The 25,720-nt window shown below is 41.5% G+C and carries 24 protein-coding genes; 14 read left to right on the top strand and 10 right to left on the bottom strand.

What is annotated here, in order from left to right:
• Positions 1-41 precede the first annotated feature (41 nt).
• Positions 42-875 (top strand): WGR domain-containing protein, encoded by an 834-nt coding sequence (locus tag LEP1GSC060_RS04415; RefSeq protein ID WP_002996674.1) that lies wholly within the window; start codon positions 42-44, stop codon positions 873-875.
• Positions 876-1,068: 193 nt separating this feature from the next.
• Here LEP1GSC060_RS04415 and LEP1GSC060_RS04410 read toward each other — a convergent pair whose 3' ends face one another.
• Positions 1,069-1,644, bottom strand: coding sequence for a hypothetical protein (locus LEP1GSC060_RS04410; RefSeq protein WP_036095353.1), 576 nt, complete (start codon positions 1,642-1,644; stop codon positions 1,069-1,071).
• 291 nt (positions 1,645-1,935) lie between these two features.
• On the opposite strand from LEP1GSC060_RS04410, the gene LEP1GSC060_RS04405 reads away from it, so the two are divergent.
• The 6 genes from LEP1GSC060_RS04405 (at position 1,936) to LEP1GSC060_RS04370 (ending at position 9,315) form a co-directional block, all read left to right on the top strand.
• Complete coding sequence (locus tag LEP1GSC060_RS04405; protein ID WP_002996542.1) at positions 1,936-3,627, top strand: WG repeat-containing protein; 1,692 nt, start codon at positions 1,936-1,938, stop codon at positions 3,625-3,627.
• 119 nt (positions 3,628-3,746) lie between these two features.
• Positions 3,747-3,956 carry a hypothetical protein gene (locus LEP1GSC060_RS20250; protein WP_002996530.1) on the top strand — a complete coding sequence of 70 codons (210 nt, stop codon included), beginning with the start codon at positions 3,747-3,749 and terminating at the stop codon, positions 3,954-3,956.
• Positions 3,957-4,792: 836 nt separating this feature from the next.
• Positions 4,793-5,194: a hypothetical protein gene (locus tag LEP1GSC060_RS04390; protein WP_002996591.1), complete on the top strand. Its 402-nt coding sequence runs from the start codon at positions 4,793-4,795 to the stop codon at positions 5,192-5,194.
• A gap of 759 nt (positions 5,195-5,953) precedes the next feature.
• Entirely contained in the window at positions 5,954-6,553 is a 600-nt protein-coding gene (locus LEP1GSC060_RS04380; RefSeq protein ID WP_002996569.1) for a hypothetical protein, read from the top strand.
• Positions 6,554-6,905: 352 nt separating this feature from the next.
• Positions 6,906-7,319, top strand: a complete 414-nt coding sequence (locus tag LEP1GSC060_RS04375; protein ID WP_002996515.1) for a hypothetical protein — start codon at positions 6,906-6,908, stop codon at positions 7,317-7,319.
• 169 nt (positions 7,320-7,488) lie between these two features.
• Positions 7,489-9,315 carry a WGR domain-containing protein gene (locus LEP1GSC060_RS04370; protein WP_002996501.1) on the top strand — a complete coding sequence of 609 codons (1,827 nt, stop codon included), beginning with the start codon at positions 7,489-7,491 and terminating at the stop codon, positions 9,313-9,315.
• A gap of 270 nt (positions 9,316-9,585) precedes the next feature.
• On the opposite strand, the gene ruvA is transcribed toward LEP1GSC060_RS04370, so the two are convergent.
• From ruvA to LEP1GSC060_RS04355, 3 genes are all read right to left on the bottom strand, one after another.
• A complete protein-coding gene (gene ruvA, locus LEP1GSC060_RS04365; RefSeq protein ID WP_002996689.1) occupies positions 9,586-10,224 on the bottom strand; it encodes a Holliday junction branch migration protein RuvA in 639 nt (212 codons plus the stop codon).
• A gap of 158 nt (positions 10,225-10,382) precedes the next feature.
• Positions 10,383-10,862: a flavin reductase family protein gene (locus tag LEP1GSC060_RS04360; RefSeq protein WP_002996633.1), complete on the bottom strand. Its 480-nt coding sequence runs from the start codon at positions 10,860-10,862 to the stop codon at positions 10,383-10,385.
• Positions 10,863-10,935: 73 nt separating this feature from the next.
• A complete protein-coding gene (locus LEP1GSC060_RS04355) occupies positions 10,936-11,892 on the bottom strand; it encodes a helix-turn-helix transcriptional regulator (protein ID WP_002996628.1) in 957 nt (318 codons plus the stop codon).
• 239 nt (positions 11,893-12,131) lie between these two features.
• Between LEP1GSC060_RS04355 and LEP1GSC060_RS04350 the strand changes: the two genes are divergently transcribed.
• Positions 12,132-12,521, top strand: a complete 390-nt coding sequence (locus tag LEP1GSC060_RS04350) for a hypothetical protein (RefSeq protein ID WP_002996556.1) — start codon at positions 12,132-12,134, stop codon at positions 12,519-12,521.
• Between the two features lie 250 nt (positions 12,522-12,771).
• Here LEP1GSC060_RS04350 and yqeK read toward each other — a convergent pair whose 3' ends face one another.
• The 3 genes from yqeK to LEP1GSC060_RS04335 all read right to left on the bottom strand — a co-directional run bounded on the left by yqeK (position 12,772) and on the right by LEP1GSC060_RS04335 (position 15,506).
• Positions 12,772-13,365 (bottom strand): bis(5'-nucleosyl)-tetraphosphatase (symmetrical) YqeK, encoded by a 594-nt coding sequence (gene yqeK, locus LEP1GSC060_RS04345; RefSeq protein ID WP_002996552.1) that lies wholly within the window; start codon positions 13,363-13,365, stop codon positions 12,772-12,774.
• A gap of 126 nt (positions 13,366-13,491) precedes the next feature.
• Positions 13,492-14,871 carry a DNA repair protein RadA gene (gene radA / locus LEP1GSC060_RS04340; RefSeq protein ID WP_002996513.1) on the bottom strand — a complete coding sequence of 460 codons (1,380 nt, stop codon included), beginning with the start codon at positions 14,869-14,871 and terminating at the stop codon, positions 13,492-13,494.
• Complete coding sequence (locus LEP1GSC060_RS04335; protein ID WP_002996681.1) at positions 14,868-15,506, bottom strand: ribonuclease D; 639 nt, start codon at positions 15,504-15,506, stop codon at positions 14,868-14,870. Before LEP1GSC060_RS04335 ends, radA begins: the two co-directional genes overlap by 4 nt.
• Before the next feature lie 120 nt (positions 15,507-15,626).
• On the opposite strand from LEP1GSC060_RS04335, the gene LEP1GSC060_RS04330 reads away from it, so the two are divergent.
• The 5 genes from LEP1GSC060_RS04330 (at position 15,627) to LEP1GSC060_RS04310 (ending at position 20,792) form a co-directional block, all read left to right on the top strand.
• The gene (locus LEP1GSC060_RS04330) at positions 15,627-17,561 is read left to right on the top strand and encodes a glycoside hydrolase family 36 protein (protein WP_002996693.1); all 1,935 of its coding nucleotides are present in this window, start codon (positions 15,627-15,629) and stop codon (positions 17,559-17,561) included.
• A gap of 56 nt (positions 17,562-17,617) precedes the next feature.
• On the top strand, positions 17,618-18,103 hold the full coding sequence (locus tag LEP1GSC060_RS04325; protein ID WP_036095351.1) for a putative lipoprotein: 486 nt from the start codon (positions 17,618-17,620) through the stop codon (positions 18,101-18,103).
• Positions 18,104-18,186: 83 nt separating this feature from the next.
• Positions 18,187-19,941, top strand: coding sequence for a hypothetical protein (locus tag LEP1GSC060_RS04320; protein WP_002996548.1), 1,755 nt, complete (start codon positions 18,187-18,189; stop codon positions 19,939-19,941).
• 75 nt (positions 19,942-20,016) lie between these two features.
• Positions 20,017-20,403, top strand: a complete 387-nt coding sequence (locus tag LEP1GSC060_RS04315) for a type II toxin-antitoxin system MqsR family toxin (RefSeq protein WP_036095332.1) — start codon at positions 20,017-20,019, stop codon at positions 20,401-20,403.
• Positions 20,400-20,792 carry a type II toxin-antitoxin system MqsA family antitoxin gene (locus LEP1GSC060_RS04310; RefSeq protein ID WP_002996560.1) on the top strand — a complete coding sequence of 131 codons (393 nt, stop codon included), beginning with the start codon at positions 20,400-20,402 and terminating at the stop codon, positions 20,790-20,792. The genes LEP1GSC060_RS04315 and LEP1GSC060_RS04310 overlap by 4 nt, the downstream gene beginning before the upstream one ends.
• A 151-nt stretch (positions 20,793-20,943) precedes the next feature.
• On the opposite strand, the gene LEP1GSC060_RS04305 is transcribed toward LEP1GSC060_RS04310, so the two are convergent.
• From LEP1GSC060_RS04305 to LEP1GSC060_RS04295, 3 genes are read right to left on the bottom strand one after another with little or no spacing between them, the layout of a single operon-like run.
• Entirely contained in the window at positions 20,944-22,053 is a 1,110-nt protein-coding gene (locus LEP1GSC060_RS04305) for a SpoIIE family protein phosphatase (protein WP_002996497.1), read from the bottom strand.
• Position 22,054: 1 nt separating this feature from the next.
• On the bottom strand, positions 22,055-22,870 hold the full coding sequence (locus LEP1GSC060_RS04300; RefSeq protein WP_002996584.1) for a hypothetical protein: 816 nt from the start codon (positions 22,868-22,870) through the stop codon (positions 22,055-22,057).
• 2 nt (positions 22,871-22,872) lie between these two features.
• Positions 22,873-23,778: a histone deacetylase family protein gene (locus LEP1GSC060_RS04295; RefSeq protein ID WP_155119621.1), complete on the bottom strand. Its 906-nt coding sequence runs from the start codon at positions 23,776-23,778 to the stop codon at positions 22,873-22,875.
• 103 nt (positions 23,779-23,881) lie between these two features.
• On the opposite strand from LEP1GSC060_RS04295, the gene pyk reads away from it, so the two are divergent.
• Positions 23,882-25,309 (top strand): pyruvate kinase, encoded by a 1,428-nt coding sequence (gene pyk, locus LEP1GSC060_RS04290; protein ID WP_002996546.1) that lies wholly within the window; start codon positions 23,882-23,884, stop codon positions 25,307-25,309.
• Positions 25,310-25,720: the final 411 nt, after the last annotated feature.

Below are 25,720 nucleotides of genomic sequence, written 5' to 3'. Positions count from 1 at the left end.
ACGTCTGGTTTTATGTAAAATAAAATTCAATAAGGAAAACCATGAAACACTATCTAACATTCAAAGACGACAAATCGGATAAATTTTGGCAGATCGAGGTCTCCGAAGATTCATTTACGGTAACATACGGAAAAACCGGTTCCTCCGGTCAAACGCAGACTAAATCTTTTGACGACGAAGAAGAATGTCTGAAAGAAGCAAAAAAGCTACTCGCCGAAAAATTAAAAAAAGGTTATATAGAAGGAGAAGCGCAAACTTCTTCCACAAGCGGTCGCGCCAATCCGGAAATCGAGGAAAAAGTAGAGGAATTAAAAACGGCGGTTTCGCAATTGCCGGAATTGTCTCCGTTTTTGGAACAATTATCGGCGCTTCCGTGGGACGAGTACGAAAAACAATTATTCAAAAACTGTATCGAAGCGTTTCAAGCCGCGAAAGAGGAAATGGACGAGGATGACGAAGAAAAATTAATCGGCTTTGTCGCCGAATGTAATAACCAAAACTTTCGAGAAGCTGGGATCGACTGTGGCGAATTTTATTTCGGCATCGGTGAAGACGACGAATATTTCGAAGGAGGACCGACCGTAGGAAGTTTTTCGCTACACCAACCGGGTAGAATTATGGCAGACGCCTACGACGCATTAGGCGGCCAAGACAAATCTTACAGGTTATTATCGAATTACATCTGGAACCTTGTCGGTCGAACGATGGGACGTGCGGTTTCTCTTGCGGTAAAAGACAGATCCTTTAAGAAACTGAAGACCGTAAAAAATTTCAGGGTTTATGTTTGTGAACACGACGGTTGGGCCTGTTCCATGGATCCGGAGGGTTTGGTGTTCGGTAAAAACGAGGAAAACGACGAGGACGACGACGAGTAAATAGTCCGAAGGAATATCATAAAAATCGCAACCTCCATACGTGTTGCGTTTTTACGGCCGATTTCTTAAAATATAAAAGCCGTCTTTTACGGCGGCGAAACTATACGTAACCTCAACCCGAGTTATCCTAAAAATCAGAATCCGTAAAATCCGACTTGTAAATTCAAATTTTATAAAGTTTGAATGAACGCACTTACATTTTAAGATAATATTTCAAACGGTCGGAGTCGATCCAAAGGTATCGATACCCTCTCCGAAAAGAAATTTTAGACTCTCTTAGAAACTTTTCCATTTCTTGTATCGGATAAATTTTCCAACGCAAATATTCTCCACGCGACAAAATTTTCTCCAGAAGTTTTTCATTTTCATCCAACCACTCATACCAATTCCGTATATCTTTTTCCCCTTCAATCAAAGATTTAAAATAAGGAATATAGGTTTGAAGATTTTTGTTTCCTTGAGATACGTCGAATCCATCCGAATCGATCGGCGTAACCGAATTCGATACGGGTTTTTCCCACCCGCCTACCCGATTAAAAAATGAAACGGCCTTTTTGTTACTTCTTTCCTTTGAGCGCCATCCGTGCAGTTTGTCATTTTCCGCATCGTGAAAAAAATGTTCATAACCTACGACACTTCTATCATCGTAGAGCGCATTGTATCCGACGTAAGTATATCTCTTACTCTGTTGAAAGGTGTCAAACGATTTGATCGCTTCGTATTCCATACCGATACGAAAAGGCGCGTCTACGATTTCTAAATAGGACATACTGTATTCAACTCGACCGATATGGAAATCGATCAGAGAACAGATCCGAAGAGACGTCCACTTTTTTTCCAAATGAGTTCGTTTTATCATTCGCTCCAAACGCGGCGCGACAATACCGGAATTCGTTTCCTATATCTTCCAATGACAATTTGTTTGGGGCCTCTTATATCAAGCCGAATGATATTGAACAAGAAATAGACGAAAAAATTTTAAAAAGAGCGATTCTAAAATCGTAATTAAATCCTGTAAAGGCACATACAATCCGATGATCTATGGAGAATATAACGAAATATGAATACACAAGGAGCTCTTTTTCTAGTACGACATTGGTCGAACGATAAAAAAATTTGTAAGCTGGGTTTTATCAACGGTTCGGGAGAAATGGTGATCGAACCCAAATACGACCGAGCCGACGATTTTCACGAGGACCTTACGATCGTGGAACAAAATCAAAAACGGTTTGTGATCAACACCTCCGATGAAAAAATTCTCGAATTGCCGAACGACATCGACATATGGAATTTTTCAGAAGGGCTCGCCGTAATGTATCACAACAATCTATACGGTTATATGGATCTTACCGGTTTTCATACAGTGCCGATGCAGTATGAGCGAGCCGAGCCTTTCCGTCTTGGTCTGGGTTGTGTACAAATGAAAGATACGAAAAAATGGGGGGCCATAAACAAATCCGATAAACTCGTCATTCCCGCAAAGTTTTTGAATTCGTTTTCCTTCTTTGGAGACTTGGCCGTTGTTCAGGAAAGTTTCGATCACACGGGATGTATCGATCCTAACGGCGATTATGCGGTTCCTCCTCGATTCAAATCCATCGGAAATTTTTCCGAAGGATTGGCTTTAGCAAACGATGTAAAAACGGGAAAGACCGGCTTTATCGATCGGACGGGACGTTATGTGATCCAGCCGAATCTAGAATACGCGAACGACTTCTCGCAAGGGTTCGCCGCGATTCACGATAAAAAATCGAAATGGGGATACATAGATGCCGCCGGGAACATCACAATCTCAACTCAATTCAATAGCGCCGGACAATTTTCGGAAGGATTGGCCGAAGTACTTACAAACAAATGGGGATATATCGATTTAAGCGGAACGATGAAAATCAAACCCATCTTCACTCGTACGAGACCTTTTCAAAACGGCGCCGCGGTCGTTACCGTGGGTAAAAAACACGGACTGATCCAACCTAACGGCGATTATATTCTCGAACCCGAGTTCGAATGGATCCACAATGATTCCGGAAAGGAACTGATCGAAGCAAAGTTTCAACCCGATCGTAAAACTCCTTCTTTCAGTCGTTTTTATACGCGGGACGGAAAACTTGTGTGGAGCGAATTCAAAGAGAATCATTCCGTAAAATCGGAAACACAATCGTCACAAAAAAATCCGAAAGTTGTAGTCCCCGATCTTTCCGAAGTTGAATCGGAATCCGTAAAGATCATAAATAAATTTTCACAAGGAAATTCTGCGGTAAAAGCAACGATTACAAATCTGGAAAAAGTCTCGTGGAAAAATGTTTTTCTGGAAACCGTAAATCGGTTCGACACGTTTTGGGAAAGTGTATACGACGATTCCGAAACGATCAGTGGAATTCTATTTTTTTGGGACGATACGAACGGAAATACGGGTTTGTCGGTTTGTTTGTCCAAGGATCCGGACGATCCACAAAATGATTTTGAAGGCGGGGAACCTTCGATCGATTTTGACTTCGTTTTTGCGGAAGTGATTTCTACGGACGTGATCGAAGAGGCGATGGACATTCACAAAGATGTGCAATTGAAATTACTCGATCCGATTTTTGAGAAGGCCTTGTCGTATTCAATCGCGAGACCGGCGTTTCAAAAAATCAAAAGAACAAATCCTTTCCCGATTTATTTAGCCTATTCCCACGACGATGAAAGGAAGATTATATTAAAAATCGGTAATGAATCGAAAAAACTCCCGAACAGTTCATTCAAGGATTAAAAAAGGATTTTATCTACAGACAGATTTTAGACAAAAAAGAGTGGCTTGAAGAATATGTCGATAAGTCGGTAGAAAAAATCAAACAGTATGCCGGCGTTGCCTGGGATGATATCGTATTTTTGTTCTTTTGTTGGATAGAAAAATACGATGCGGAAAAATTAGCGATCATTGCAGAGCCTATTCCCAACGACTTAACGACGCTTAAATCGAATCAATTAAGATTTTATGTGGTCGCCGTATTCGCTGCAGCCGGAAAAACAACGGAAGCAAAAGCACATTTAGCTTCCATATTGATTAGCGCCGATCCCGACAAAAAATTTAGAACTTAGAACTCGTCCCAAAACATACGAAAATTGCGGAAATGAATGCGATGCCGAAAAAACTCGAGACGTTTTGGGACAAACTCTTATATAGATTTAAACAAAGCTTGTTTTAAATCTTTGGAAGGAGACAAAGAATTTGAATCCATTTACGAAAAACTTTAACTGCAAAAACAAGATGGTTTTACGAGGAGCCATACAAAAGAAGCCTATGTATTTGACATTTCGAACCCTGGAAACAGGGGCAAATTTTTCGTACGACGAGCCGGGAAACTTCCGGCTACCGGTTTATAAATATAAAGCAAGTGGGATACGCATTTCAGGCATTGGTCATGTCTCGGTCGATTTATTGAAGTTCTGGAAATTTCTCGACGGCCAAGTTCCGGACGCGAACAAAACAATCCGAATCAAACTCGCAAAAGAAAGCAAGGATAGAACGCCGCCTAACGTTCAAAAATAAAAACTCGACAACGAAGAAAAATCTTTAAAAAAGAACAAAACTATTGAACGTCGATTTAACAACGGAGAACAGCGATGGAAAGACCGATCAAAAAACCGATCTTACTTTGGGATCCTGAAAATCTCATAAAAAGAGTGAACGACCGCCTAACGTTTAAAAACGACAAGTCGGATAAATTTTGTATATATTTTAAAGAGGAGACAAAGACATTTATGAACTCGGAAAACGTACATTTCATTAGAGTTGTTGAAAAATTTAACAATCGCGATTAACAAAACTGCTTTGATCCTTCATTTCAATGAAACGAAACAAATGAAGAATTAATTTTTCAATAACTCCATTGTAAAAAATCTCAAAGAAACGAAACAAAGAAGGTTATACCGCATTGGGTAGAGCCAAAGGAAACGGTTGTCGTCGTATCGTTGATTATTTAAACGGAAGCGAAGGAAATAAAAATTTTCTCAACTCTCAACTGAAAGTTACGATTGAAAAAGCGATCCATGACTTTTCTCTTCAACATCCGGAGGAAAAAATTTCGATTGTTGCAATCGAAAACGGAACACTTTCCATCGCCTTGGACGGAGAAAATCCTGTGAATTCAGGTTCTTGGAAATACCAAGGGTTTTATGAATTTCCCGAAGAACATTTTGATTTCGACGCTTGTGAAGAAGGTTTACTCGATTCCGAACTGAAAGCGCTATTGAAAGACTTGGATGAACGTGGAATTTTTGATCCGCTCAACAAAACTTCCGATTTCAGGTATCAGCTCATCGAACACAAATATTGATCCAACGCTACGAATTACAATTGTTTACATCGTAGGAAAGATGACTCGAACCTCCTGAAAACCTCGTCGCGGATTTGATTTCCGCGTTTTTCAACGATCCTCCAAAGATCGAATCGCAAATTGGAAAACTTACTGAAAATGCGAACTACATTCCCCATCTTCTTCGTTGTTTAGAAACCGCAAAAGGTTGGAGGCTTACGTGATCCAACGACGAACTCGTAGCAAAACTTAGGAAAAATCGGAAAGCTTTGAATTCGATCACCGATGTCATTTTACAAATTCGGAATCTAATTTTATCGGCTCCCGAAGGAGTTTATCCGCCATAAGAAAGTTATCGTAGGCATATCGAAAGACGCAACCACAAATTCCAAAAGTTGAATATTCAAAATAAATGAATACGTTATCGATTGAATTACTCGATTTACGAACGAATTTGATTTTAAATTCCAAAATCTTTTTTGATTAAGAACTCTTTTATGGATAAAAGTTGTCTACAATCAGTTTAAAATCTGTCCCACAATCCCTATAAAATTCTCAAAAAACGAAACTTTTGAAAGAACCAACAAGTTTTAGGACAAGCTAAAATTTATCATTGACGCTTTTACGACCAAGTTTGAAATTCATTTTCGTTAAGGTTTCATTGATGTTTTCGAATTTTAATAGCATAGGATCGTCGTATTTTTAATTTGCGACGCTTCGAGATAAAATCAATTTCGTTTAACAAATGCGACCTCGCGAATCAAATCAGGAAGGTAAAAAATGGAAGAAGAATTGGTATTGGATTTTGCGATTTCCACACAAAACATCGGTTTTGCAGAAAGATGCAAAATGACGAACGAAATTTTCAAACGCGAACAAAGCGAAAAATTTCACATCATAGAAAATTTCGATTACGAAGCGGCCTATACGGAGTTTGCGGAATGGATGAAATCATTTCTTTTCAGCGAAGAGGAAGAATACGAAGGTTTTAAAAATCATCCGGCTATCAACTTTGAAATTTTTGAAACGATGATCACCGCCAACTCATGTCCGGATTGGTCGGAAGAAGGTTCGGATTGGGCCGCGGATTTTGAATCCCAATCCACGATCCGTGAAAATACATCGATCTCACAAACCCTCAAACGCCTAAACGAAACGGATCAGATGCTTACCGGATCGATTCTCTTTTCCGTTTTACTCATCTGCTCTTTTGTACGCAGATTCGTCGAAGAAGACGACAACAAAAATCAATTGATCCACTCCGAGAGGGAGGAACTCTATTTCTCCGCAGGATCTCATGTCGGAAATATTTTTACTTTCGGACTGCTCACGAACGAAGGTCTTTCGGCTATGAAGATAGAACACGAATCGGATTATTAAAACTCACTTTAAAAATACGTTCTTTCATTTCGTGCTGCGATCTTTCAAGAATCAGTGGAAGGTTTTCGAGACAAGCTACGATAGGGCGCACCGACGAAAAATGTAAGTTTGAAAATTCAAGAAATCGAGATCCTATTATGAACATTAGAAAATACTTAATTAACAGGAAAAATAAGTAGGATTCACTCAATTTGACGCTAATAAGTGAGTGATACTCTTAAACTATAGATTTAGAATACGATTCAACCCTGCCAATGTATATTAAAAGTTTTGACAATGAATGGACTTTTAAAAAGTAATGATCACTTACCTTTCGAAAAAAGACGAGCGAATTACAAGTGAGGAAACTACTATGTTGAAATTTCACGCCGAGAAATCGTTACCGCTTTTATTTACGATGGGGTTTACGCTCCATTTAATCAACTTTGCGCATTATCTACGCGACGGAAAAGCGGACCCCGCACAAGTTATGACTCCGATTGTGGATTTAGGATTGTTTGCAGTTATGATCTATAGCGCATTCGCTCTCATCTGGGAACATAAGATATTTTTTAAAGTGTACGGATTTACGAATAAACTGGGACACAAAATCGGTTATTGGTTTATGACCACTTATGTAACGGCTAGTATTCCCGGACATATTTATTATATGGCAACCGCCGACGGTTCTTACTTTGAAAGTTTTGGTTGGTGGTTTAGCCCGATTATTATGACGGTTTACGTAAGTATGATCGGATTTTGTTTCAGTCTAAAACGCGTGGAGTAATTACGCGAAACGTCCCTACCTATAACCGATTGCCTACGGATTATAATTTTATAATTAATTAAACTTCGCAGGAAATTGAGTCGATAGGAATTTTTCCAATGCGGCAATTTAAGGAGATTGGAGTCCGAATCCATCGTGTTTTTACTCGATGACGCCAAAATTGTAATCGATGAAACACCACTTAACGTATCAAGACGAAACATCCGACAAATTCTGGAACATCGAAGTTTCGGGCCGATCGTTCACGGTCACCTTCGGTAAAGTCGGAACCGGCGGGCAAACACAAACCAAGACCTTCGACGACGAGGATCAATGCCTCAAAGAAGCAAATAAACTACTCGCCGAAAAATTAAAAAAAGGTTATATAGACCGGTACAAAACCGGAAAGACCGCTCAAACAACGGATACTTCTCAATCCGACTTAAAAAATCATTCCAAAGAATGGGAAGAAATAATACGCGCCGAAGATTTACAAAAAGCATTAATTCGACATTTTGCATATTTAGCGGATACGAACGGTTATCAATCGATTTTAATTTCCGTCATGAACCGAGTAGAAAAAGTTCAAATCGAAAATGAAAGTCTAACACTTCTGTTTCAAAAAGGTTTCAAGCTGGTAGCCGGTCCTCCCGGAGATAAAAAAAATTATACGAAGTGGCCTAAAACGTTTCAAGAAAAAATGATCTATCATTCTTCTCTTGTACTTATAGACGAAAATCGCACCGGTATATCTTTACAAGAGATAGATTTGGATCCTATCGACGATCTTGAATTGGATACGACCGAGTTGAACGAATATCCGCTCGAATCTATAAAAATACCGATGAGCGATTTTTCGGATTGTTGGTTGTATCATCCAAAGGAAAAAAATTCCTCGAACGAACCGTCTCTTATTTTTTGCGATCACGGGGGAATTCTGGATCTAACGCCCGACTTCAATATAGGCGCCGCCTTTCTAAAACGAAGCGCTCAATTACTCGGTCTCAATTCGGAATCCGAACCCGTGAAAAAAACCGAAACGAATTCACTTGAAATCAAAAAAACGGGGACTCTCCCTTTGCCCGACGATATGAAAATTCGATACGTTCGGTCGTTTGTTTTTCCGGAAAAAAAACTTATCGTCGCAAAAGTAGATTCACAAGCGACCAATTCCGATCGATTAGCTTATTACGATATTCAAAATCCGGCCAATCCTATTTTGATCCAACATGAAAAAGGCATTTCGTTTGAAAAAGCTCGTATACGAGAAAATATTTTAGAACTGCTTCACGGTCATTGTATCCATTTTATCAAATCAGAGAATCGTGAATTTCATCCTTTGAAAAAAATAGACGGACCGATGCACGGAGCGATCGTTCATGAGGATAAAATATATTTCTCAAATTCGGTCGTTCAGTGGCGCGGATTACACGTTTACGATTTAAAAACCGAAACGGCGCTGAAGTTGGACGATGCGATGGACAAACACAAATCCCACGTCGAAGCGGCGGACATTTGTATTTGGGAAGATTTACTCTGGTTGGTAGGACAGGACGAAGTAATTCTCTACCAATTGCAAGCGTCTTCGGTGAAACGTCTAATATTAAAATCACATAATACGATCTTCGAGCCGGAAGTGATTGCAATGTTGGATAAAAATAGGATCGTTGTCGCCGAAAAAAACGACGACCCCGACGAAGGTTTCGCTTTGCATTTGATCGTTTACTCCGATAAAAAAATCAATACCCCGGTAAGATTTTTTCCCAAAAAAGGAATCGTCGCGTGGCAACACTTTCAAAACCGATTTTACTTCGTGTTATTATCCAGAGCTAAAAATACGAACAATTACAGCTTCGCGATTTGGGAACCGGATACGAATCATACAAAAGAATACAAACTTCCCGATTTGAGTTGCAAAGAGCATTTTGCCGACGGAGTATGCGGTATATTCATGGAAAAGGAAAGCGCTTATCTTTATAAAAACGACGGAGAGATTTTTACGATTACCGGATTTTAAAAAGGAATTCTCTATTTTCAAAGACATAAAAGCAACGGGAATCCCTTTTATATCGATCTTAAAACGTCCTCATGGAAAATTAAAAACATAAATCCCAATAACATTACTTAAATTGAATTTTATATTTTTTTAATATTCAATGTGAAATCAGAATTCCATTTTCTTTAGAAAGCGTCTCGTTTTTATGGGCGCTCGACGGGATCTTATCATTAATAAAAAAATATTATAATTTTAGATTATAAAATTTTACTTATAAACCAAAGGTAAGGTTTAGAGGTTTTTCAAGATTTCGCGGATAATTTCTCCCGGATCCGTCGACGAAGAACTTTTAAGGATCTTATCCACTTCTTTGCCGGCCGTTTTTTCTTCAAAACCGAGTTGAACCAAACCCAGAATTGCGACTTCTCTCCTCCGGGAGACGAAAACCTCTTCCGGAGTTTGCGAAGAGGAAGGAAGAGCGACCGAAAGTTCTTTTGCAGTTCCCGATAAAAAGAGTTCCAGTTTTTTGAGATTTTGTTTTACTTCGAAAAAAATCTTTTCCGAAGTTTTGCCTTTCACCTTCGGAATCTTTTCGAGTTCTTTGGCTTCTCCGGACTGAGCGATTCGATACAATTCTTCCGCCGAAAAAAAAGATAAAATTTTGAGAGCCGTCAATTCTCCGATCCCTTGAAGTCCTTTCATAACCTTGAAAAATTCCTTGTCTTGTTCGGTTAAAAATCCGAAAAGTTTCTGCCCTCTTTCGTTCATCGCGTGAAAGATTTGGAACTGAATCTCGTTTTGGGACGGCAGACTTTTGAGTTCCAAATAGGTCTTGAAGGAAATCGTTACTTCGTAAGTGATTCCGCCCGTTTCAACGTGTGCAAATCCGACTTCTAATTTTTTGAGAGTTCCTTTCAAACCTGAGATCATAACTCCACATAGACTTTCGCACGGTTAGAGTAAAGATAAATTTTCGATAAACGAATAATCTTAAGGACTCGACTCATACAATTCCAGGACGGATTGGACATAGACGTGCAACAAAACAACGGAATCTCACGTTACTCACGCTTTAAATCGTCCGAGGACTAAACCGAATAATAATTCCTTCTGTAATACAACAAGGGCCTCAGGCCGTCGTCCGCTCCCGCAGAAATCACTTTTCCGATCACGATAGAATGATCTCCTCCGTCCACAAATTGATCCACTTCACATTCGATATAAGAAAGGATTCCCGGCAAGATAGGAATCGTCAACTCTCCGGTTTTACATCCAAGCTCTTCGATGAGAGTGTGTTTTTCGATTTTTCCGGAAGCAAATTGATTCGAAAGGGAATCCTGTCCCTGCGCCAAAATGTTCACTACGAATTTTCCGGAATCACGGATCGGATCGTGACTGGTTATATCCTTTTGAAGACAAAATAAAACCAACGGAGGATTGAGAGAAAGAGAACTGAAACTGCTTACGGTTAAGCCGCTGTGTTTTCCAAGATGAGAATAGGTAATGACCGTTACGCCGGACGGAAAATGAGAAAGCGCATTTTTAAAAACGTCGTCTGTGATTTTCATGAGGTCGATCTTAAAATCGAAAGACTCTTTGTCAACCGATCGAAAGAAGAAAGAAAGATCTTCAACAACTCTATTACAAGGATTTTGAATAAGAACGTATGATTTTTTCCGCGGAACTCAACACAACCTCGCGCAATTCCTTCGGTTCCAATAAAACGGCGGAATCTCCCAAACCCAGAATATGGTACAAGGCGAATTCCCGAGTTTGAAAATCGACTTCGATTTCGCTCCAATCCGAATCTATTTTTAAATATTCTAATATTCTCACATAAGAAATCGTATTCAAAAAATAGAATCTGTTCGCTTTGATCCTGAAACGAACCGGATACGACGGGAGTTTTGAGAAAAAATCCAGGGCGCTTTCCCTCCAATATTTTTCCAAGTCGAATTTTTTCGGTCTTTCGAAAGAATCTCCCGATAATCTCGCTTCTAAAATTCTGGAAATGCGAAAGGTCCTGAATTCCTTTCCGTATTTTGCGACCAAATACCAAACGCTTCCTTTAGCGACGAGTCCCAAAGGAAAGACGATTCTTTTTTTGGATTCTTCATCCGATCCGTATCGAAGAATGATTTTTTTTTCATTCCAAACAGCTTCCTGCACGAGAGGTAAAAAAGGAAATTTTTCCTCCGAACCGCCCCAACCCGCGCCGTCTACGTGAATCCTTTGTCGAACGATCTCGACTTCTTTTTGATAAACAGGCGGAAGGGAAGCCATGAACTTCATAAAGGCGGAGTCCAAATCTTTTTTCTTTCCGAGATCGGATGCGATTCGAGTGGAACTCGTTAAGATCATCGATAAGACTTCTTCCTTTTTCATTCCCGTAAGATTGGTTCTATAACCTTCGGATAATTCCCAACCTCCCCGAGAACCTCGTTCCGCAAATACGGGAACACCCGAAGCGCATAACGCTTCCATATCTCTGTGAACGGTTCTTTCGGAGACTTCGAGTTTTTTTGCGAGATCCCTAGACGAGATTCTCCCCCTCGCTTGAAGTTGTAAAAGTATGGAAAGTAATCGGCTCGCACGCATGTTTCGATTTTACTCTTAATATATGACAAAGAATGACATATATAATTTTCCAACCATAATTGATTGAACCCAAGATTAAAAGATTGAATTTCCATAGACGGTCCGTAAAACTGCCGTAAATTTTATCGGGAACCTGATTCGATTCCGACAAATTTTTTCGCGGAATCGAATCAGCAAAAAACTACTTTTTGCAAAACAAAAACGGAACAAGATTTTGAGATATCACATAGGAGTTTTTTATGAAAAAGTATTTAATTCGAATTTTTAGTTACGGATTTTTGGTTTGGTTGATTCCTTTTATGGTCGCGATTCCGTTTCATACCAAGGACGGAAAGTTACAAACGGATCTTTTCCTGTTTAAAACCGTGATGATTCTTGTCGGAACTCTTACGGGTTGTGTTTTATTGGCTTCTCTCGCTTTGAAAATTTCCGGTAAAAAATTTCCGGTTCTTTTGAGCGCCGGATTGATCTGGCTTGGGATCAACTGGGGACTTGACTTTTTGATTTTGATTCCTATGTCTAAGATGAACGCGGGGGATTATTTTATCCAAATCGGGTTGCGTTATCTTACTATGATTTTTATCTCTTTCACGATCGGTTGGGTTGTCGATCGATCGACTAACAACTAAAAGGCGAAAACCGGAGGCCCTGTAAATCCCGTCTTTGATAACTTTCCGGTTCGAATACGAAAAGGCGCTTCTTTTCTTACCGATCTCTATAAAATCGAATACCGTTAATTTTCATCGTAAAACACCGTTTCAACGCAAAATATTGGGTACTTTATTATATAGTTAGGAGTGAAAGCTCGCGAGAGAAAAAGTTTGATTCGGAGTCATTTAAGAATTTCATAAAATTCTTATTTTCCAATGGGAAACAAGGTCACTCGGAACTTTTCAAAACCGCGAGATTGTACGTAAAAACAGTCCGCGGATGGATCGACTTTTCGGACGCGATCAGTTCTTCCATCGTGTTTTTGGCCTTACACAAAACTCCGAGATACAAATTCTTTCTGGCCTGTTCCCTCCAATCCTCATAAAGCGGATTTTTTTCGGCGTATTCGGAACCTAAAAAATCCGCCGCATATAATATGAGATCCAAAATCCCCGGAGTTTCCGCTCCTAAAGTATGATTTCTTACCGCGGATAAAACGGTTTCGTGTTGTAAGTGGTACCGCGATTTGAGATAAATCGCCGCCGAATACGCGTGCCAAGCCGCAAAAGGAAGTTTTTCAAAATCGTCCCTTCCCGATTCTCTGAATAACGTTATGTGAAATTCCGGAGGTTTTTGTTTTGTGATATCGTGAACGATTCCCGCGAGATAGGCAAACTCTGCGTCCTCCCGGGAATGAACGATCGCGAGTTCTTTTGCGATTTCCGCCACACGTAAGGAATGTTTCCAACGGGTTTCGGTGATTTCCGTCGGCACGATCTTTTTGAATTTTTGAATTTGAGTTTCCAATTCTTGCAAAGTCATGGGATTTAGACCGAACGTAATTGTATTTTTGCCATAACCTAAAAATTTTTCGAGGACGTTATGGATCGAGCGGAGTCAAGTTATTGCATTAATAAAATTGAATGTATTAAGATGAAACGCAAGAGTTCAATTCGCTCCGGGAAAAAGGGAACGCAAGTCGTTCAAAGAACGAATTCCCAAAATCTGAATGTCCAAATTTTGATCCAACTCGCTTAGGTTTCCTTCGGGAAGAATCACCTTTTTCATTCCAACCCCGGCCAGCTCCTTAACCCGAAGATTGGCTTGTCCGATACTACGCACCTCTCCCGAAAGACCGACCTCGCCCAGTACGCAGGTTCCTTTGGGAAGCGGCTGATCGAGATAACTGGAAATGATCGAAGCGCAAATCGCAAGATCCAAAGCGGGTTCGTCCGCATTTAAGCCCCCCGCAAGATTGCTGAACAGATCGCATTCACTTAACTTAATTTTAATATACTTTTCGATCACCGCGGCGAGTAGGATCACTCGACGTGTGTCCGGACCTTCCGCCATTCTTCTGGCTTGGGCAAATCCAGTTTTACTCACGAGCGCCTGCACTTCCACGGTAAGGGCCCGACTTCCTTCCAGCACGGCGCTGATCGCGGAACCGCTTCTTTCTTCCGCACCCGCGCTGACAAAAATACGATTGCGATCCCCCACTTCTCGCAAACCGCCGGAAAACATTTCAAAGATGGCGAGATCTCCGACCGCACCGAAACGATTTTTAACGGCCCGCAACAATCGATAGTAATTGAGTCGATCCCCTTCGAAATACAAAACCGTATCCACGAGATGTTCCAAAACTTTCGGGCCCGCGATCGTTCCTTCTTTCGTGATATGACCCGTCATCAAAATCGGAATCCCGGATCGTTTTGCGGTTTCAAGCAACACTTGAGTACATTCACGAAGTTGTGTGACCGTTCCGGCCTGATTGGGAAGAGCCTCTCTCGCAATCGTTTGAATCGAATCCACAAAAACCACGGAAGGACTTTCTCCTTCGATCATAGCGGAAATATTTTCCGCGACCGTTTCGGAAGTCAGCCAAAGATTGGACGCGCTGATGCCCATCCTTTCCGCCCGCATCCGAATTTGAGCGGGAGATTCTTCTCCGGAAATATAAAGTACGTTTTTATTTGCCTGTGTCAGATAACGTGAAACTTCGAGAATCAACGTGGACTTTCCGACTCCGGGTTCTCCGCCGATCAAGGTAAGAGATCCAGGAACGAGCCCTCCTCCCAAAACGAGATCCAGTTCTTTCAAACCGGTTCCCATTCTTTTGAGGGATTCTTCCCCGACCTTGTCTAAAGGAATCGGATCCTTATAGGATTTGTTTTTCTGAGAATTTCCGTTGGAAGAAGCAAACCTTTCACCGCCGACTTCTTCCAGGATCGTATTCCAATTTCCGCAGGACTCGCACTTACCCGCCCAGCGGGAATAATCCTGACCGCAGGATTGACAGATAAAAGTGCGAGAGAGTTTCTTTTTCAATGTTCGAAAAGCGCGGGCATCTCAAGCCAATCGATCTGATTGAAAACGGGAAGACAACGAAAGGCTTCTCTTGCAAGGGAATCCCTTCCCTCTCTCGCGAGAATTTCGGTGAGTTTTTGTTCCAGAGAAATCAAATACTTCACGTCTCCGCTCGCATATTCGACTTGATCCTTGGTAAGAATTTTTTTCCCCCAATCGGAAGACTGATTTTTCTTATCCATCACCTCGTCGTAAAATTCCCGGATGAGATCCTTAAGACCGTGTTTGTCCGTATAGGTTCTCGCGAGTTTGCTCGCGATCTTCGTACAAAAAACGTTCTGTAGAAAAATTCCCAAACGATAACGCAGAAAGAGAGAATCCATTCTCGCAAAGTGAAAAATTTTTACGATCTCCGGATTTTCAAATAAGGACTTAAGTAACGGAGCCTCTTTTTGATCGGGAAGAATTTGCACCAAACTCACGTTATTTGAGGAATCGCAAATCTGCACGACACAGAGCCGATCCCTTCTGGGATTGAGTCCCATCATCTCGCAGTCCACCGCGAGATGATCGTCCGCGTTGTATTCCTCGAATCTTTTCTGAGAAAGATCCCCGAGAAAAAGTTCCGGTTTTATAGTTGAAGGTTTTGGAGGCATAATTTCATAATAATCCGTACCGCACGGTTTCGGAAATCAAAAATAAGAAACGGAAACTCTCTAATTATAGAAAAGTTCCCATTCGAAAATAAAAAACAACCATCGGAAGCGATAGAGAATATGAGAGCCATTTTAAACTACAAAGTCTATGAGGATTCCTTTACGTCTTTTTTTGAAATTTCCGGCAAAGAGATCCGAACGATCAGCGACTGCCGCAATTTTTCCCTTTCTCTCGGTCGTAAAAAAACGGGAAAGAACGAGACCTTCAAACCGCATCTCGAATGGATCGGCGATCAAAGACCCAAGGCGGGAACGGAACTACTCACCTTGGAAATAGAACTTCCTCCGCACGCTTTGACCGCGCCGAAAATCTTTCAACACGGTTATCAATCCTGGAGTCTTTCCGGCGTTCATTCTCTTTCCGACGCGGACGAATCTCCTAGGCTCGATTTTCTTCGGTATTCTCAGGAAAATTTTTACACGAATCATTCCGGCGTCGCCGGAGATTGGCAAAGCGAAGGAATGATTCTTCTGATTTCTTCCACAAAAGATCCGCATTACTTTGCGGGTGCGATCGGTCCGGGAGAACCAGGTGTGAAGTTCAAAGTTCTGACTCCTTCCAAAGAACCGGAAAATTCCAAAAAGAAAACCTGGATCTCCGATTCCGGAATTTCCATGATCTACGATTTTTATCGTTACGAGGATTTCAGAGGAAATAAAATCTCCCTCACTCCGATCGGTGTCTCCCGTTTTACCGTAAGCCCCGAAACCTTTCTAAAAAAGTATTTTAGCGAATTAGGAAAAGCTCATAAAGTAAAACTCTCCGCGACACCCGTTCCGACCGGATGGTGTTCCTGGTATCAGTACTACACTAAGATTTCCGAAAAGATCATCCTAAAAAATCTGGCTCTCGTAAAAGAAAAAAAACTTCCGATTCAATTCTTTCAGATCGACGACGGTTATCAAAACGAAATCGGAGATTGGCTGACAACCAACGATAAATTCCCGGGAGGAATGAGACTTTTAGCGGAGGAAATCCGAAGAGAAAAACTGACTCCCGGAATTTGGCTCGCACCTTTTCTTGTGAGGAAAAAGTCGACATTCTATCAAAAATATCCCGAAGCGGTTTTGAAAGATCGGGACGGAAAACCGGTTCCCGCTCTTTGGAATCCTCTCTGGGGAATGGACTACACTTACTGCATCGACGTCACCCACCCTACTTCCCGCGACTTTTTGGAAAACGTCCTAAGGACAATCGTTAAAGAACACGGGTATTCGTATCTCAAACTCGACTTTTTATATTCGGCGCTTCTTCCGGGTTGGACGTACGATCGGGGACTCTCGCCTCACAAGCGTTATGCGGATGTAATTCGATTTATCCGTAAAGTTGTCGGAAAGGAAACGTTTCTCCTCGGATGTGGGGCGCCCATCTATCCTTCGATCGGACTTTTCGACGCAATGCGGATCGGCTGCGACGTGGCGCCTTTCTGGGGAAGGGAAAAAACGAGAATTCTCGCAAAAGACAAACACGCGCTCTGCACCGAAAGGGCTTTGATCAACGACATCACACGCTCCGTTATGCACAGAAATTTATGGTACAACGATCCGGATTGTCTTTTGGTTCGAGAAAACAAAAATAAAATGACTTTCGCACAAACTCAGTTGATGGCGAGCGTGATGGCCGTGAGCGGAGGGATGATCTTGGTAAGCGACGACTTGTCTCTGATCGGAGAAGAACGATTGGCGTTTTTGAAAAGAACATTGGAGCTCTCCGCCAAGTGCAGAAACAAAACTCCGATTCCGATCGGAATCGCTTCCGGACTTTTTCCTCCCGCTCTCTACAACCCCGCGGGTTTTTTAGGAATTTGGAATCCGAGCGAAGAAGAAAATACGATCGAGATCCAAACACCCTTCGTTTCCAAACTCAAACAATTTCCGGACTATTGGACCGGACAAATTCCGGAATCTCTCGAATACTCCGGAAGAACCGGAGTTCTAAAATTAAAACTTCCCGCGTTCGGTTCCGCGGTATTACAAACCGGAAAAGTTGTTTGACGACGTCGATGTATCCGGTAATATTCCAATCGAAAAAACAAGGAGATTCCAACTTGATGAAACGCATTCAAAAACTACTGATCGCTCTGATACTCGGACTGACTATAATCACCCTCAATGACTGTTTAATTTCCGATTCGGTCTCTAAGGTGATCGATTCTCTCAGCAAATCATCCGATTCTTTGGAAAGCCTTTCCAAGTCGATCAAATCGCTTTCCACCTCGGTGAGTTCCATTTTTTCCTCTTCCTCGGACGACGATGAAAAAAAGGAAAAGGCGTATCTCAAAGACGTTCGCGATCTGACCGCGATGCACGTTGAAAACGGATTTCAAGAAATCGAATTTAAAAACGATCTTTCCACGTTGGCTCTTCAGAACGGACTCACAAATTGGAAGTCGTTGCGCGTAACGTATCTCGGAATCGGAAGCGGGCTAAAAAAAGCGGGTGTAAACGAGGATAAGTTTCAAAACTTCCTACAAGGACTCGGAACCTCCCGGCCGGAAGTAGTCGACTCCATCCGAAAAGGATTTCACCAACTCTGAAATTTTTTCTTCCTTCCTTTTGGATAGCCCTGTTCTTATCGACGGGGCTTTACTCCACTCCCACAACGGTCGATTTCATTTATGTGGACGCAAACACCGGACAGTCCAGCGGCGGACATACCGGAATTCGAGTCGGAAACAAGGTCTATCACTATCAATTTTTTCCCGACGACATCTTTCATTTGGTCCGGGAATCTTACGACGACTTCGCTTTCGATTACAACATCGTTTCCAATCGCAGCAGCGTTCTTACGAGATTAAAACTCACACAAAAAGAAGTCTCCGTCTTGGAATCGGGACTCAATCGTCTTTATTTGGTTCAGTTCCGACATCTGCAAAACCTGGAGATCTTAAAGCGGGAAACCAAGTTCTTCGAGGAACTGAGTTCTCCGGAAAAAAAAATCGGACTGAGGGCGACCGCGTATTTCACTCCGAAGGACAAATCTCCTCTCGCCAAGGATTTAAAATCGAATCTTGAGATCGTTTTGGGGGAGGAGTTTCTAAAACGTCTGGAACAAAACCTGAAAGACGAAATCCTATCTCCGAACGGCGAACTTTTAAAAATGGAGTTTACCCCTCTTCCGGAAAAAATGAATCGGGATCAGTTTCCGTTTTTCAAACCGGGATCTTATTTAAAAATCCGTGATATACTCGAGGGAATCCTATTCTGCCGAATTCTAAGGGAAGAATGGGATCTCGATCCTGAATTCAAAATCCGGAATATACAAGATTCGTTAACTACCAGAGAACGAGAGCTTTTAGAGAACTTCTATCGAAAACAATCGGATGAACTCGTGCAAATTTTATCCGAAAGGGACCCGGGTTGGGCTTACAGCGCTCTCGTGTCCCTCGGAAGACTCCACACAATCGAAGAAAGTCTCCGCACCGGGTCCCCCGTTTTTTTATCCAGTTTTCCGGACGATTCGCAGATCATTTATAAGGAAGATTCGGACGACGAACGAGCTCTTCGACATATCGCCAAGGAAACCTGGGCGGTCGTTTCGCACGCTCGTAAAAAAATTTCCGCCTTAAAGGAACTTACGGAAAAAGAATATCAAATCTGGGAGGACGCATCCAACCGAGCCTTTGAACTTCAGGAAGGAATCGAAACCTCGATTCCCGTTCGAGCCACCTCGGGAAAATTACTTCCTCAAAGAGAAAACAAATTTCTGATTCCGATGCGTTTGCCGGAAAATTCCGTACTCGCGGATTATCTGAAACTCGCAAAAGAAAGAGAAAGAGAATACCATGTCCGTTTAAAAAAACTCTATCCGTTCCGTCTGTTGTTCGAAAACTGCACGACCGAAATCTTAAAAAACATACAAAACTCTTTCGATCCGAAGGAAGTCCCTTTTCCAGGAACAAAGATCGACTTCGGGTTTTCGTTTGCGTTCATACCTTTTTACGCCTCTCGTTCCGTTTCCGACAACTGGAACCACGAAGGAGAAAAAGAACTCCTTTCCTATCGAAGAAAAAAACTGGCTGAATTGTTAAAACAAAATCCGAGTTGGAAAACACATCTCAAAGAATCTTTCACATTCGGTTCTTCCATCTACAAACCCAATCGAGAAGATCATTTTTTTCCCCTTTTTACGGACGACGTGTTTTGGATAAGACCCTTGTACGGAACCGTAAATTTGGCGGCGGGACTCGGTGCGACTACGGTCGGAATTTTCGCTTTGCCCTTCGACAAAGGGGAACGACTACAAAAAGGATTTCAATCCGTGTTCTTTAGCCTTCCCGAATTCGCTTTTTTTAATATTCGAAAGGGAACGTTTCCTACGGTTTCGATGGAGGAACTTCCGGACGAACTTTTTCAGTTTCAAGAAGAAGATTGAATTCTAATCAAGGCACGTAAAACAATCACTTTTATTGATTTGACAATGTCTACTCATTAAATACACTAAAAAGGAATGGAGAAAAAGATATGCCATTATCCGCTAAAATTGATTAAAAAACTGATTATAGAGCATAAGTTTACGGTTACAAAGAGCGCGCAAAAAACGGCTCTTAACCATTTTGGATTTACTGAGAAAGAAATTTTAAACGAAATTATTGGATTACAAACTTCGGATTTTTACAAATCAATGACTTCCCATCATGATCATAAACTTTGGCAAGATGTCTATAAAAAGGGAATTATGAATCTTAAAACCTATATTCAGAGCCTGTCCCAAAACTTAAAACAATCGCAGAGATTCGCGGCCATTCCATCGGACGGTTTTGGGACAAACTCTAAAATTCAAATTTTCAATCAAAATACCGTTATTATATCATTTAAAGGAAACGAAAATTTATGAGAAATAAAGAATGGATCGATTGCCCTTCCTGCGGCGCCAAAAGTAGTATGATCCTTAAGTCCAATGTTACCGAAAATTACTCAGTTAAAGATTATGGTTTCATTAAGATCACAGGTTTAAACGGACATTTTTGTAAAGTTTGCAAAGACGGAATTTTTACCAGAAAATCACAGAATCATATCAATTCCGTTGTGGCAGAATTTAAAGCAAAGAAAGACGCGCAAGTGACCATTGTCGCAGATTTAATAAGCGTCAACCAAATGGCGAAAAAATTGAAATTAAGCAGACAATCCATCCATAAGATGATGACTGATGGAAAGATCAGATACGTGTTTGTCGGAGATATTCGATTACCTCTTAAGAAACAAACTTTGACTCATAAGCAATAAAATGAGAAAAGAATAAGAGCCGGTCTCAAAACTTTGATAGAACTTGAGATAAGCTGGAATTGAGAAACAATCTACCAGTTTTGAGACCGGCTCTAAGGTTTTTCAAAACACAAAAAGATAGATCTTTCCCGGAAACGATCCTTGAAAACGTTCAATGAATTTCTAATAGAATGTACGAAGCGTCGTCCCTGTATTCTCTGGAAGCGATCGACAAACGAACGTAATCGTCCAAGGCGTTTTTCATACGTTTGACGGTATCCTGACCCGATTTGTGGATGCAGTCCAAATCTGAAATTAACGGATGATTGAGATTGTTGATGATCCCGTCCGAAAAAAGAAAAATCACGTCCTTATCTTCGAAGTTGATTTCATGACTCGGAAAATCCAAGTCCTCCAAAAGCCCCATCAGTTGGCCCGATTTTTCCTTTAAAAACGAAAATCCGTCCTTATGAAAATGAACGGGAAACGGATGTCCTCCCCTCGCATAAACCAACTTCTTTTCGTTCGGAAACAAAATCACACAGGCTGCCGTCATACTGTGAGTCCCGATGTTCAAACAAAGTTCTTGATTCATTCTTTTGAGGATGTCGCTCGGATTATCAGAATTTTTAAATCCTTCCCTGGCAAGCGTCGTCATCAAAAGAGCGATCAGCCCGGAAGTGACGCCGTGATCTTCCACGTCCCCTAAAAGTAAAAGCGTCGATTTTTCCTTTTTAAGAATCACGTTAAAGTCCCCGCTTACAAAGGAAATCGGAGTTACGTCCGATTCGACCTTATACGGACTTAAGTCGGGAATCGAAAAGATTTTTCCCTGAACGCGGGAAGCGAGACGAAGATCCCGCATGATGACCTCTTCTCGTATATCCTTATCTTTTAGAATAACATAATAATCGTATGCTTTTTGGATCGCAATCTGAACCGTTTGAATCGAAAAAGGTTTGAGCAAAAAGTCGCTGGCCTTGTGCGTAAGGGAAGTGACCACGTTGTTGATGTCCCTTTCTCCGGTCATCATGATCACCTGCGTTTTGGATTCCAAATTCTTAAAGTAAGGAAGAATTTCAAGACCGCTCGTACCCGGCATATGAATGTCCAGAAAAACGATCGGGTTCAATTCCTTTTCGAAGTATTGTTTCCCCTGTTCCACGGAATCGAAAAATGCGGTCTGATATCCTAGTTTGTTTAAAATAAGTTCGAGGGTTTCGCCGACGTCCCTGTCGTCGTCGAGAATGATGATTTCCGGTTTTAGGGAAAACTCCAGCATATTAAATTTTCCTTATGTATTGAGTCTCCGAAACGATCTTTTCCACTTTTTTATAATATTCTTCGTCGAAAAGCGTCGATTCAAGATAACCGTTGATACAGGAAACCATTTCCCCGTATTTCCAAACGTAAAGTTCTTTTGTGGAAGTTTCGTAAATCTTTTCGTTGTGAATTTGATCGCTCAATTCCCTCAAATTGGTCCTGCTGAAGGACTGAAGAATCGCACGAAACCGGCCTTCCTTTTCCGGGTCCACGAATTGAAAGGACTTATGAAATAGGACCGCATCGTGAAAATATTCCGGAATGTTGAAAGCCCCGTAAGCTCCCAATTTGGTGGCGAGGATCCTGATAAAACCCGTGATCTCGTTCATGAGAGAAAGCCCCGGATATTCCTGTCCTTGATAGAGTTTTTTTTTGGCTTTCATATTCTTCATCTTTAAGTTCTGGGTCAAGAGCCAGTCAATATAAACGAGCTTATAAGATTGATCCAGCTTTTTAAACTGAAAGTCTGAAAATTTTAAACGCATATGAACGAGAATTCCGCCGGAAGGATCTTTGATATAAATCCGATTGTCCATATCGGAAATTCCGTCCAAAAAAATCTCGTAGTCGTGATAACCTCTCGCATGAAGAATTCGAAAGATTCCGGCGCTTTCGAGCATATCTTTCATTTCTTCCTGAGAAAAACGATTGAACAGTCTATTTTCAATTCCGAGGGAAGTATGAAGTTCGCCGGCAATATCGATCATTCCCAACTCTTGACCGTCTAAAAATCCCGGATTTCCTTTTTTCTTATCGGAGTCGGAAAAAATGTTCATAGTCAATCGGCCGCAAATACTTTGATCGTATTGTAATGAATCGTTACCGTATCGTAAAAGTCTTTTGCATAACCTCCGGCTGGAAGAATTACGGTGGAAGCGTTTAATTTACACGCGAAATCTCTTACGATCTTGTCCCTCTTTCGTAACCCTTGAAACGTGAGTTTCAAATCCCCGAGCGAATCCCCTTCGAACGGATCGGCGCCCGCGATATAAAAAATCAGATCCGGTACGAAGTTCGATTCGATTTTACGTAAGGATTCTTCCAAAAGTTCGAGATATTTTTTGTCGTCCGTTCCTCCTTCGAGAGAGACGTCGAGTCCCGATTTTTCCTTCTTTGGGTATAAATTTTCCTGATGCATAGAGAATGTAAACGCGTCCGGGTCTTCTTGAAATACGACGGAATTTCCGTTGCCTTGATGAAGATCCAAATCGATAAAAAGAATTTTTTTACCGGGATACGTCTTTTGATATAATTTACCGGCGATCGCCGCGTCGTTCAGATAACAAAACCCTTCGGCTCGATCGGGCATACTGTGATGAAAACCGCCTCCGATATGATAAACAAACTTGTATTTTTGAGTCAGTTCCATAGATAGTATCGTACCTCCCACGGCTAAAACAAAACTATGTACGATTTGTTTGGTAAGCGGAAGTTCGGAATATTGAGTTCTTTCCGTAAGTTTGAGAGAAAAAAAATCTTTTAAAAATTCTTTCGTATGAACGAGCGCAAGATCCTTATCCTTAGCCGGATCCGGTTTATATACGTACAGATCCGCGAGTTTATGATCTTGTTTTACAAGATCATAGACCATTTGGTATTTCCTTGCCGGAAATATATGAGGTCCCAGATCTAAGTTATAGTCCGGGTGATATACCAAACCAATTCGTTCTAACTGCTTCTCCAAGAAGAGGACGCCTGTTTTTGGTTCATTCTATTTTCCGGTTTCAGTTCGTAAAGAGGAAATATTCGCTGGAACAACGGAAGGCGTTTGTCTACAATTGCCGTCCATGAAAATCATGAACGGGAAAAAAACCAAAATCGTCTGTACCATCGGCCCGGCGTCCTCCTCCGAAGAGACAGTCCTTTCCATTCTCAAAGCCGGAATGGATATCGCCCGTATGAATTTTTCACACGGCACTCACGATTCTCACAAAAGAGTTTACGACACACTACGCAAATGTGAACAAATCTCCGGATCTCCTTTGGGAATTATGGCCGATCTGCAAGGCCCCAAAATCCGAACCGGAAAATTAAAACTCAATTCCATTCTACTCCATAAGAACCAAGAGATTGAAATCGTTCCCGACGCGGACTTGCAAGGCGACGAACATACCATCGGTTGTACTTATCCGAATCTGATCGGAGACATCAAAGAAGGCGATAAGATTCTTATCGACGACGGTAAACTGGTTCTCCAAGTCGTTTTAAAAAAATCAAACTCGGCGATTTTAAAGGTGATCGTAGGAGGCATCTTATGGAGCAACAAGGGAATCAATCTTCCCGGAACTCCCATCTCCGCTCCCGCTCTTTCCGAAAAGGACGTGGAAGATTTGAAATTTGCACTTTCTCTCGGAGTCGACTACGTGGCTCTCAGCTTCGTTCGTACGGGTGCGGATTTGGAATTGGCGAGATCCTTATTACAAGGAACTTACACGGGGCTGATTGCGAAAATTGAAAGACCGGAAGCTCTCGGAAACATAGAAGAAATTATAGAACGCGCGGACGGAATCATGATCGCAAGAGGAGATCTCGGAGTGGAGATCGAAACGGAGAAAGTTCCGATTCTTCAAAAAGAACTCATCTACAAACTCAATCAAGCCGGTAAACCGGTGATCACTGCGACTCAGATGTTGGAATCGATGATCGAAAATCCGAGACCGACCCGCGCAGAAGCGAGCGACGTTGCAAACGCGGTTATGGACGGAACCGATGCGGTCATGCTTTCCGCAGAATCGGCTAACGGTCATTATCCGGTCGAGTCCGTCGAAATCATGTCTAAGATCATTCGAGAAACGGAAACCATCGATCATATCTACGAAATCCACTGGAATATTAAAAAAACTTTCTTAGAATCCGAAAGAACCGCGCTGGGAAACGCAGCCAGAGAAATCGCTCACGGAATTCATGCGAAAGCGATCGTCAATTTTACGAGAAGCGGTTATTCCGCATTGATCACTTCGGAGATGAGACCGAAGGTTCCGATCTATTCTTTTACTCCGTTTGTAACCACCGCGAGAAAGATGAAACTCTATCGAGGAGTGATCCCTTTCGTTATGCCTTTTTTTACGAGATTGGAGGATATGATCGCCTACATGAATCAGAAACTCAAAGAGGACGAAATTCTATTTCCGGGTGACAAGGTAGTGATTCTTTCCGGAGCTCCCGGAACGACGGTGCGTAGCGTGGATTTTTTACAAATCTTTAGGATCCACTGAGTTTTGTCGTATCGGTAAGTGGGACTCAAAATGAAAACGTCCGCGTCCAAGGATCCTGCTCGAATCTGAGAAACTTTTACGACGTTATAATTGGATATATTTTAAATTCACATTATCAACTGGCGATTTTTATTTTGTATAAAATTACAAACAATATATACGGCGCCCAGCATTCATCCGTTTTTATAATTTCAATTACACCAAGGTAAACATTCTATAATTCGAATACAAATAATTGTATTGCATTCTTTTCTTATTTTCGTTTTTTACTTTGCAGCCCCTCTTTTCAGTTATAAAGTTGGTTTTAGTAAAGCGACTTTTATCTCAGAGGCAAAAGAAAAACATCCGTGGAAACAACGAATCGTTCTTCTTTCATACAAAGACCTTTTCGCAAAACGTATCTCCACCTCT

Origin of the sequence: Leptospira weilii serovar Ranarum str. ICFT (assembly GCF_000332415.1) — a bacterium.
GTDB classification, from domain to species: Bacteria; Spirochaetota; Leptospiria; order Leptospirales; family Leptospiraceae; genus Leptospira; species Leptospira weilii_A.
This window is presented reverse-complemented; position numbering and strand designations above follow the sequence as displayed.

Coding starts and splice junctions, on each gene's coding strand:
- LEP1GSC060_RS04380 (WP_002996569.1), top strand. CDS start 5,954: ATGGAAGAAGAATTGGTATTGGATTTTGCGATTTCCACACAAAACATC.
- LEP1GSC060_RS04410 (WP_036095353.1), bottom strand. CDS start 1,644: ATGTCCTATTTAGAAATCGTAGACGCGCCTTTTCGTATCGGTATGGAA.
- LEP1GSC060_RS04370 (WP_002996501.1), top strand. CDS start 7,489: ATGAAACACCACTTAACGTATCAAGACGAAACATCCGACAAATTCTGG.
- LEP1GSC060_RS04375 (WP_002996515.1), top strand. CDS start 6,906: ATGTTGAAATTTCACGCCGAGAAATCGTTACCGCTTTTATTTACGATG.
- LEP1GSC060_RS04300 (WP_002996584.1), bottom strand. CDS start 22,870: ATGAACATTTTTTCCGACTCCGATAAGAAAAAAGGAAATCCGGGATTT.
- LEP1GSC060_RS04310 (WP_002996560.1), top strand. CDS start 20,400: ATGAGAAATAAAGAATGGATCGATTGCCCTTCCTGCGGCGCCAAAAGT.
- ruvA (WP_002996689.1), bottom strand. CDS start 10,224: ATGATCTCAGGTTTGAAAGGAACTCTCAAAAAATTAGAAGTCGGATTT.
- LEP1GSC060_RS04330 (WP_002996693.1), top strand. CDS start 15,627: ATGAGAGCCATTTTAAACTACAAAGTCTATGAGGATTCCTTTACGTCT.
- LEP1GSC060_RS04350 (WP_002996556.1), top strand. CDS start 12,132: ATGAAAAAGTATTTAATTCGAATTTTTAGTTACGGATTTTTGGTTTGG.
- LEP1GSC060_RS04355 (WP_002996628.1), bottom strand. CDS start 11,892: ATGCGTGCGAGCCGATTACTTTCCATACTTTTACAACTTCAAGCGAGG.
- LEP1GSC060_RS04305 (WP_002996497.1), bottom strand. CDS start 22,053: ATGCTGGAGTTTTCCCTAAAACCGGAAATCATCATTCTCGACGACGAC.
- LEP1GSC060_RS04405 (WP_002996542.1), top strand. CDS start 1,936: ATGAATACACAAGGAGCTCTTTTTCTAGTACGACATTGGTCGAACGAT.
- LEP1GSC060_RS04360 (WP_002996633.1), bottom strand. CDS start 10,862: ATGAAAATCACAGACGACGTTTTTAAAAATGCGCTTTCTCATTTTCCG.
- yqeK (WP_002996552.1), bottom strand. CDS start 13,365: ATGACTTTGCAAGAATTGGAAACTCAAATTCAAAAATTCAAAAAGATC.
- LEP1GSC060_RS04315 (WP_036095332.1), top strand. CDS start 20,017: ATGGAGAAAAAGATATGCCATTATCCGCTAAAATTGATTAAAAAACTG.
- pyk (WP_002996546.1), top strand. CDS start 23,882: ATGAAAATCATGAACGGGAAAAAAACCAAAATCGTCTGTACCATCGGC.
- LEP1GSC060_RS04415 (WP_002996674.1), top strand. CDS start 42: ATGAAACACTATCTAACATTCAAAGACGACAAATCGGATAAATTTTGG.
- LEP1GSC060_RS04325 (WP_036095351.1), top strand. CDS start 17,618: ATGAAACGCATTCAAAAACTACTGATCGCTCTGATACTCGGACTGACT.
- LEP1GSC060_RS04335 (WP_002996681.1), bottom strand. CDS start 15,506: ATGCCTCCAAAACCTTCAACTATAAAACCGGAACTTTTTCTCGGGGAT.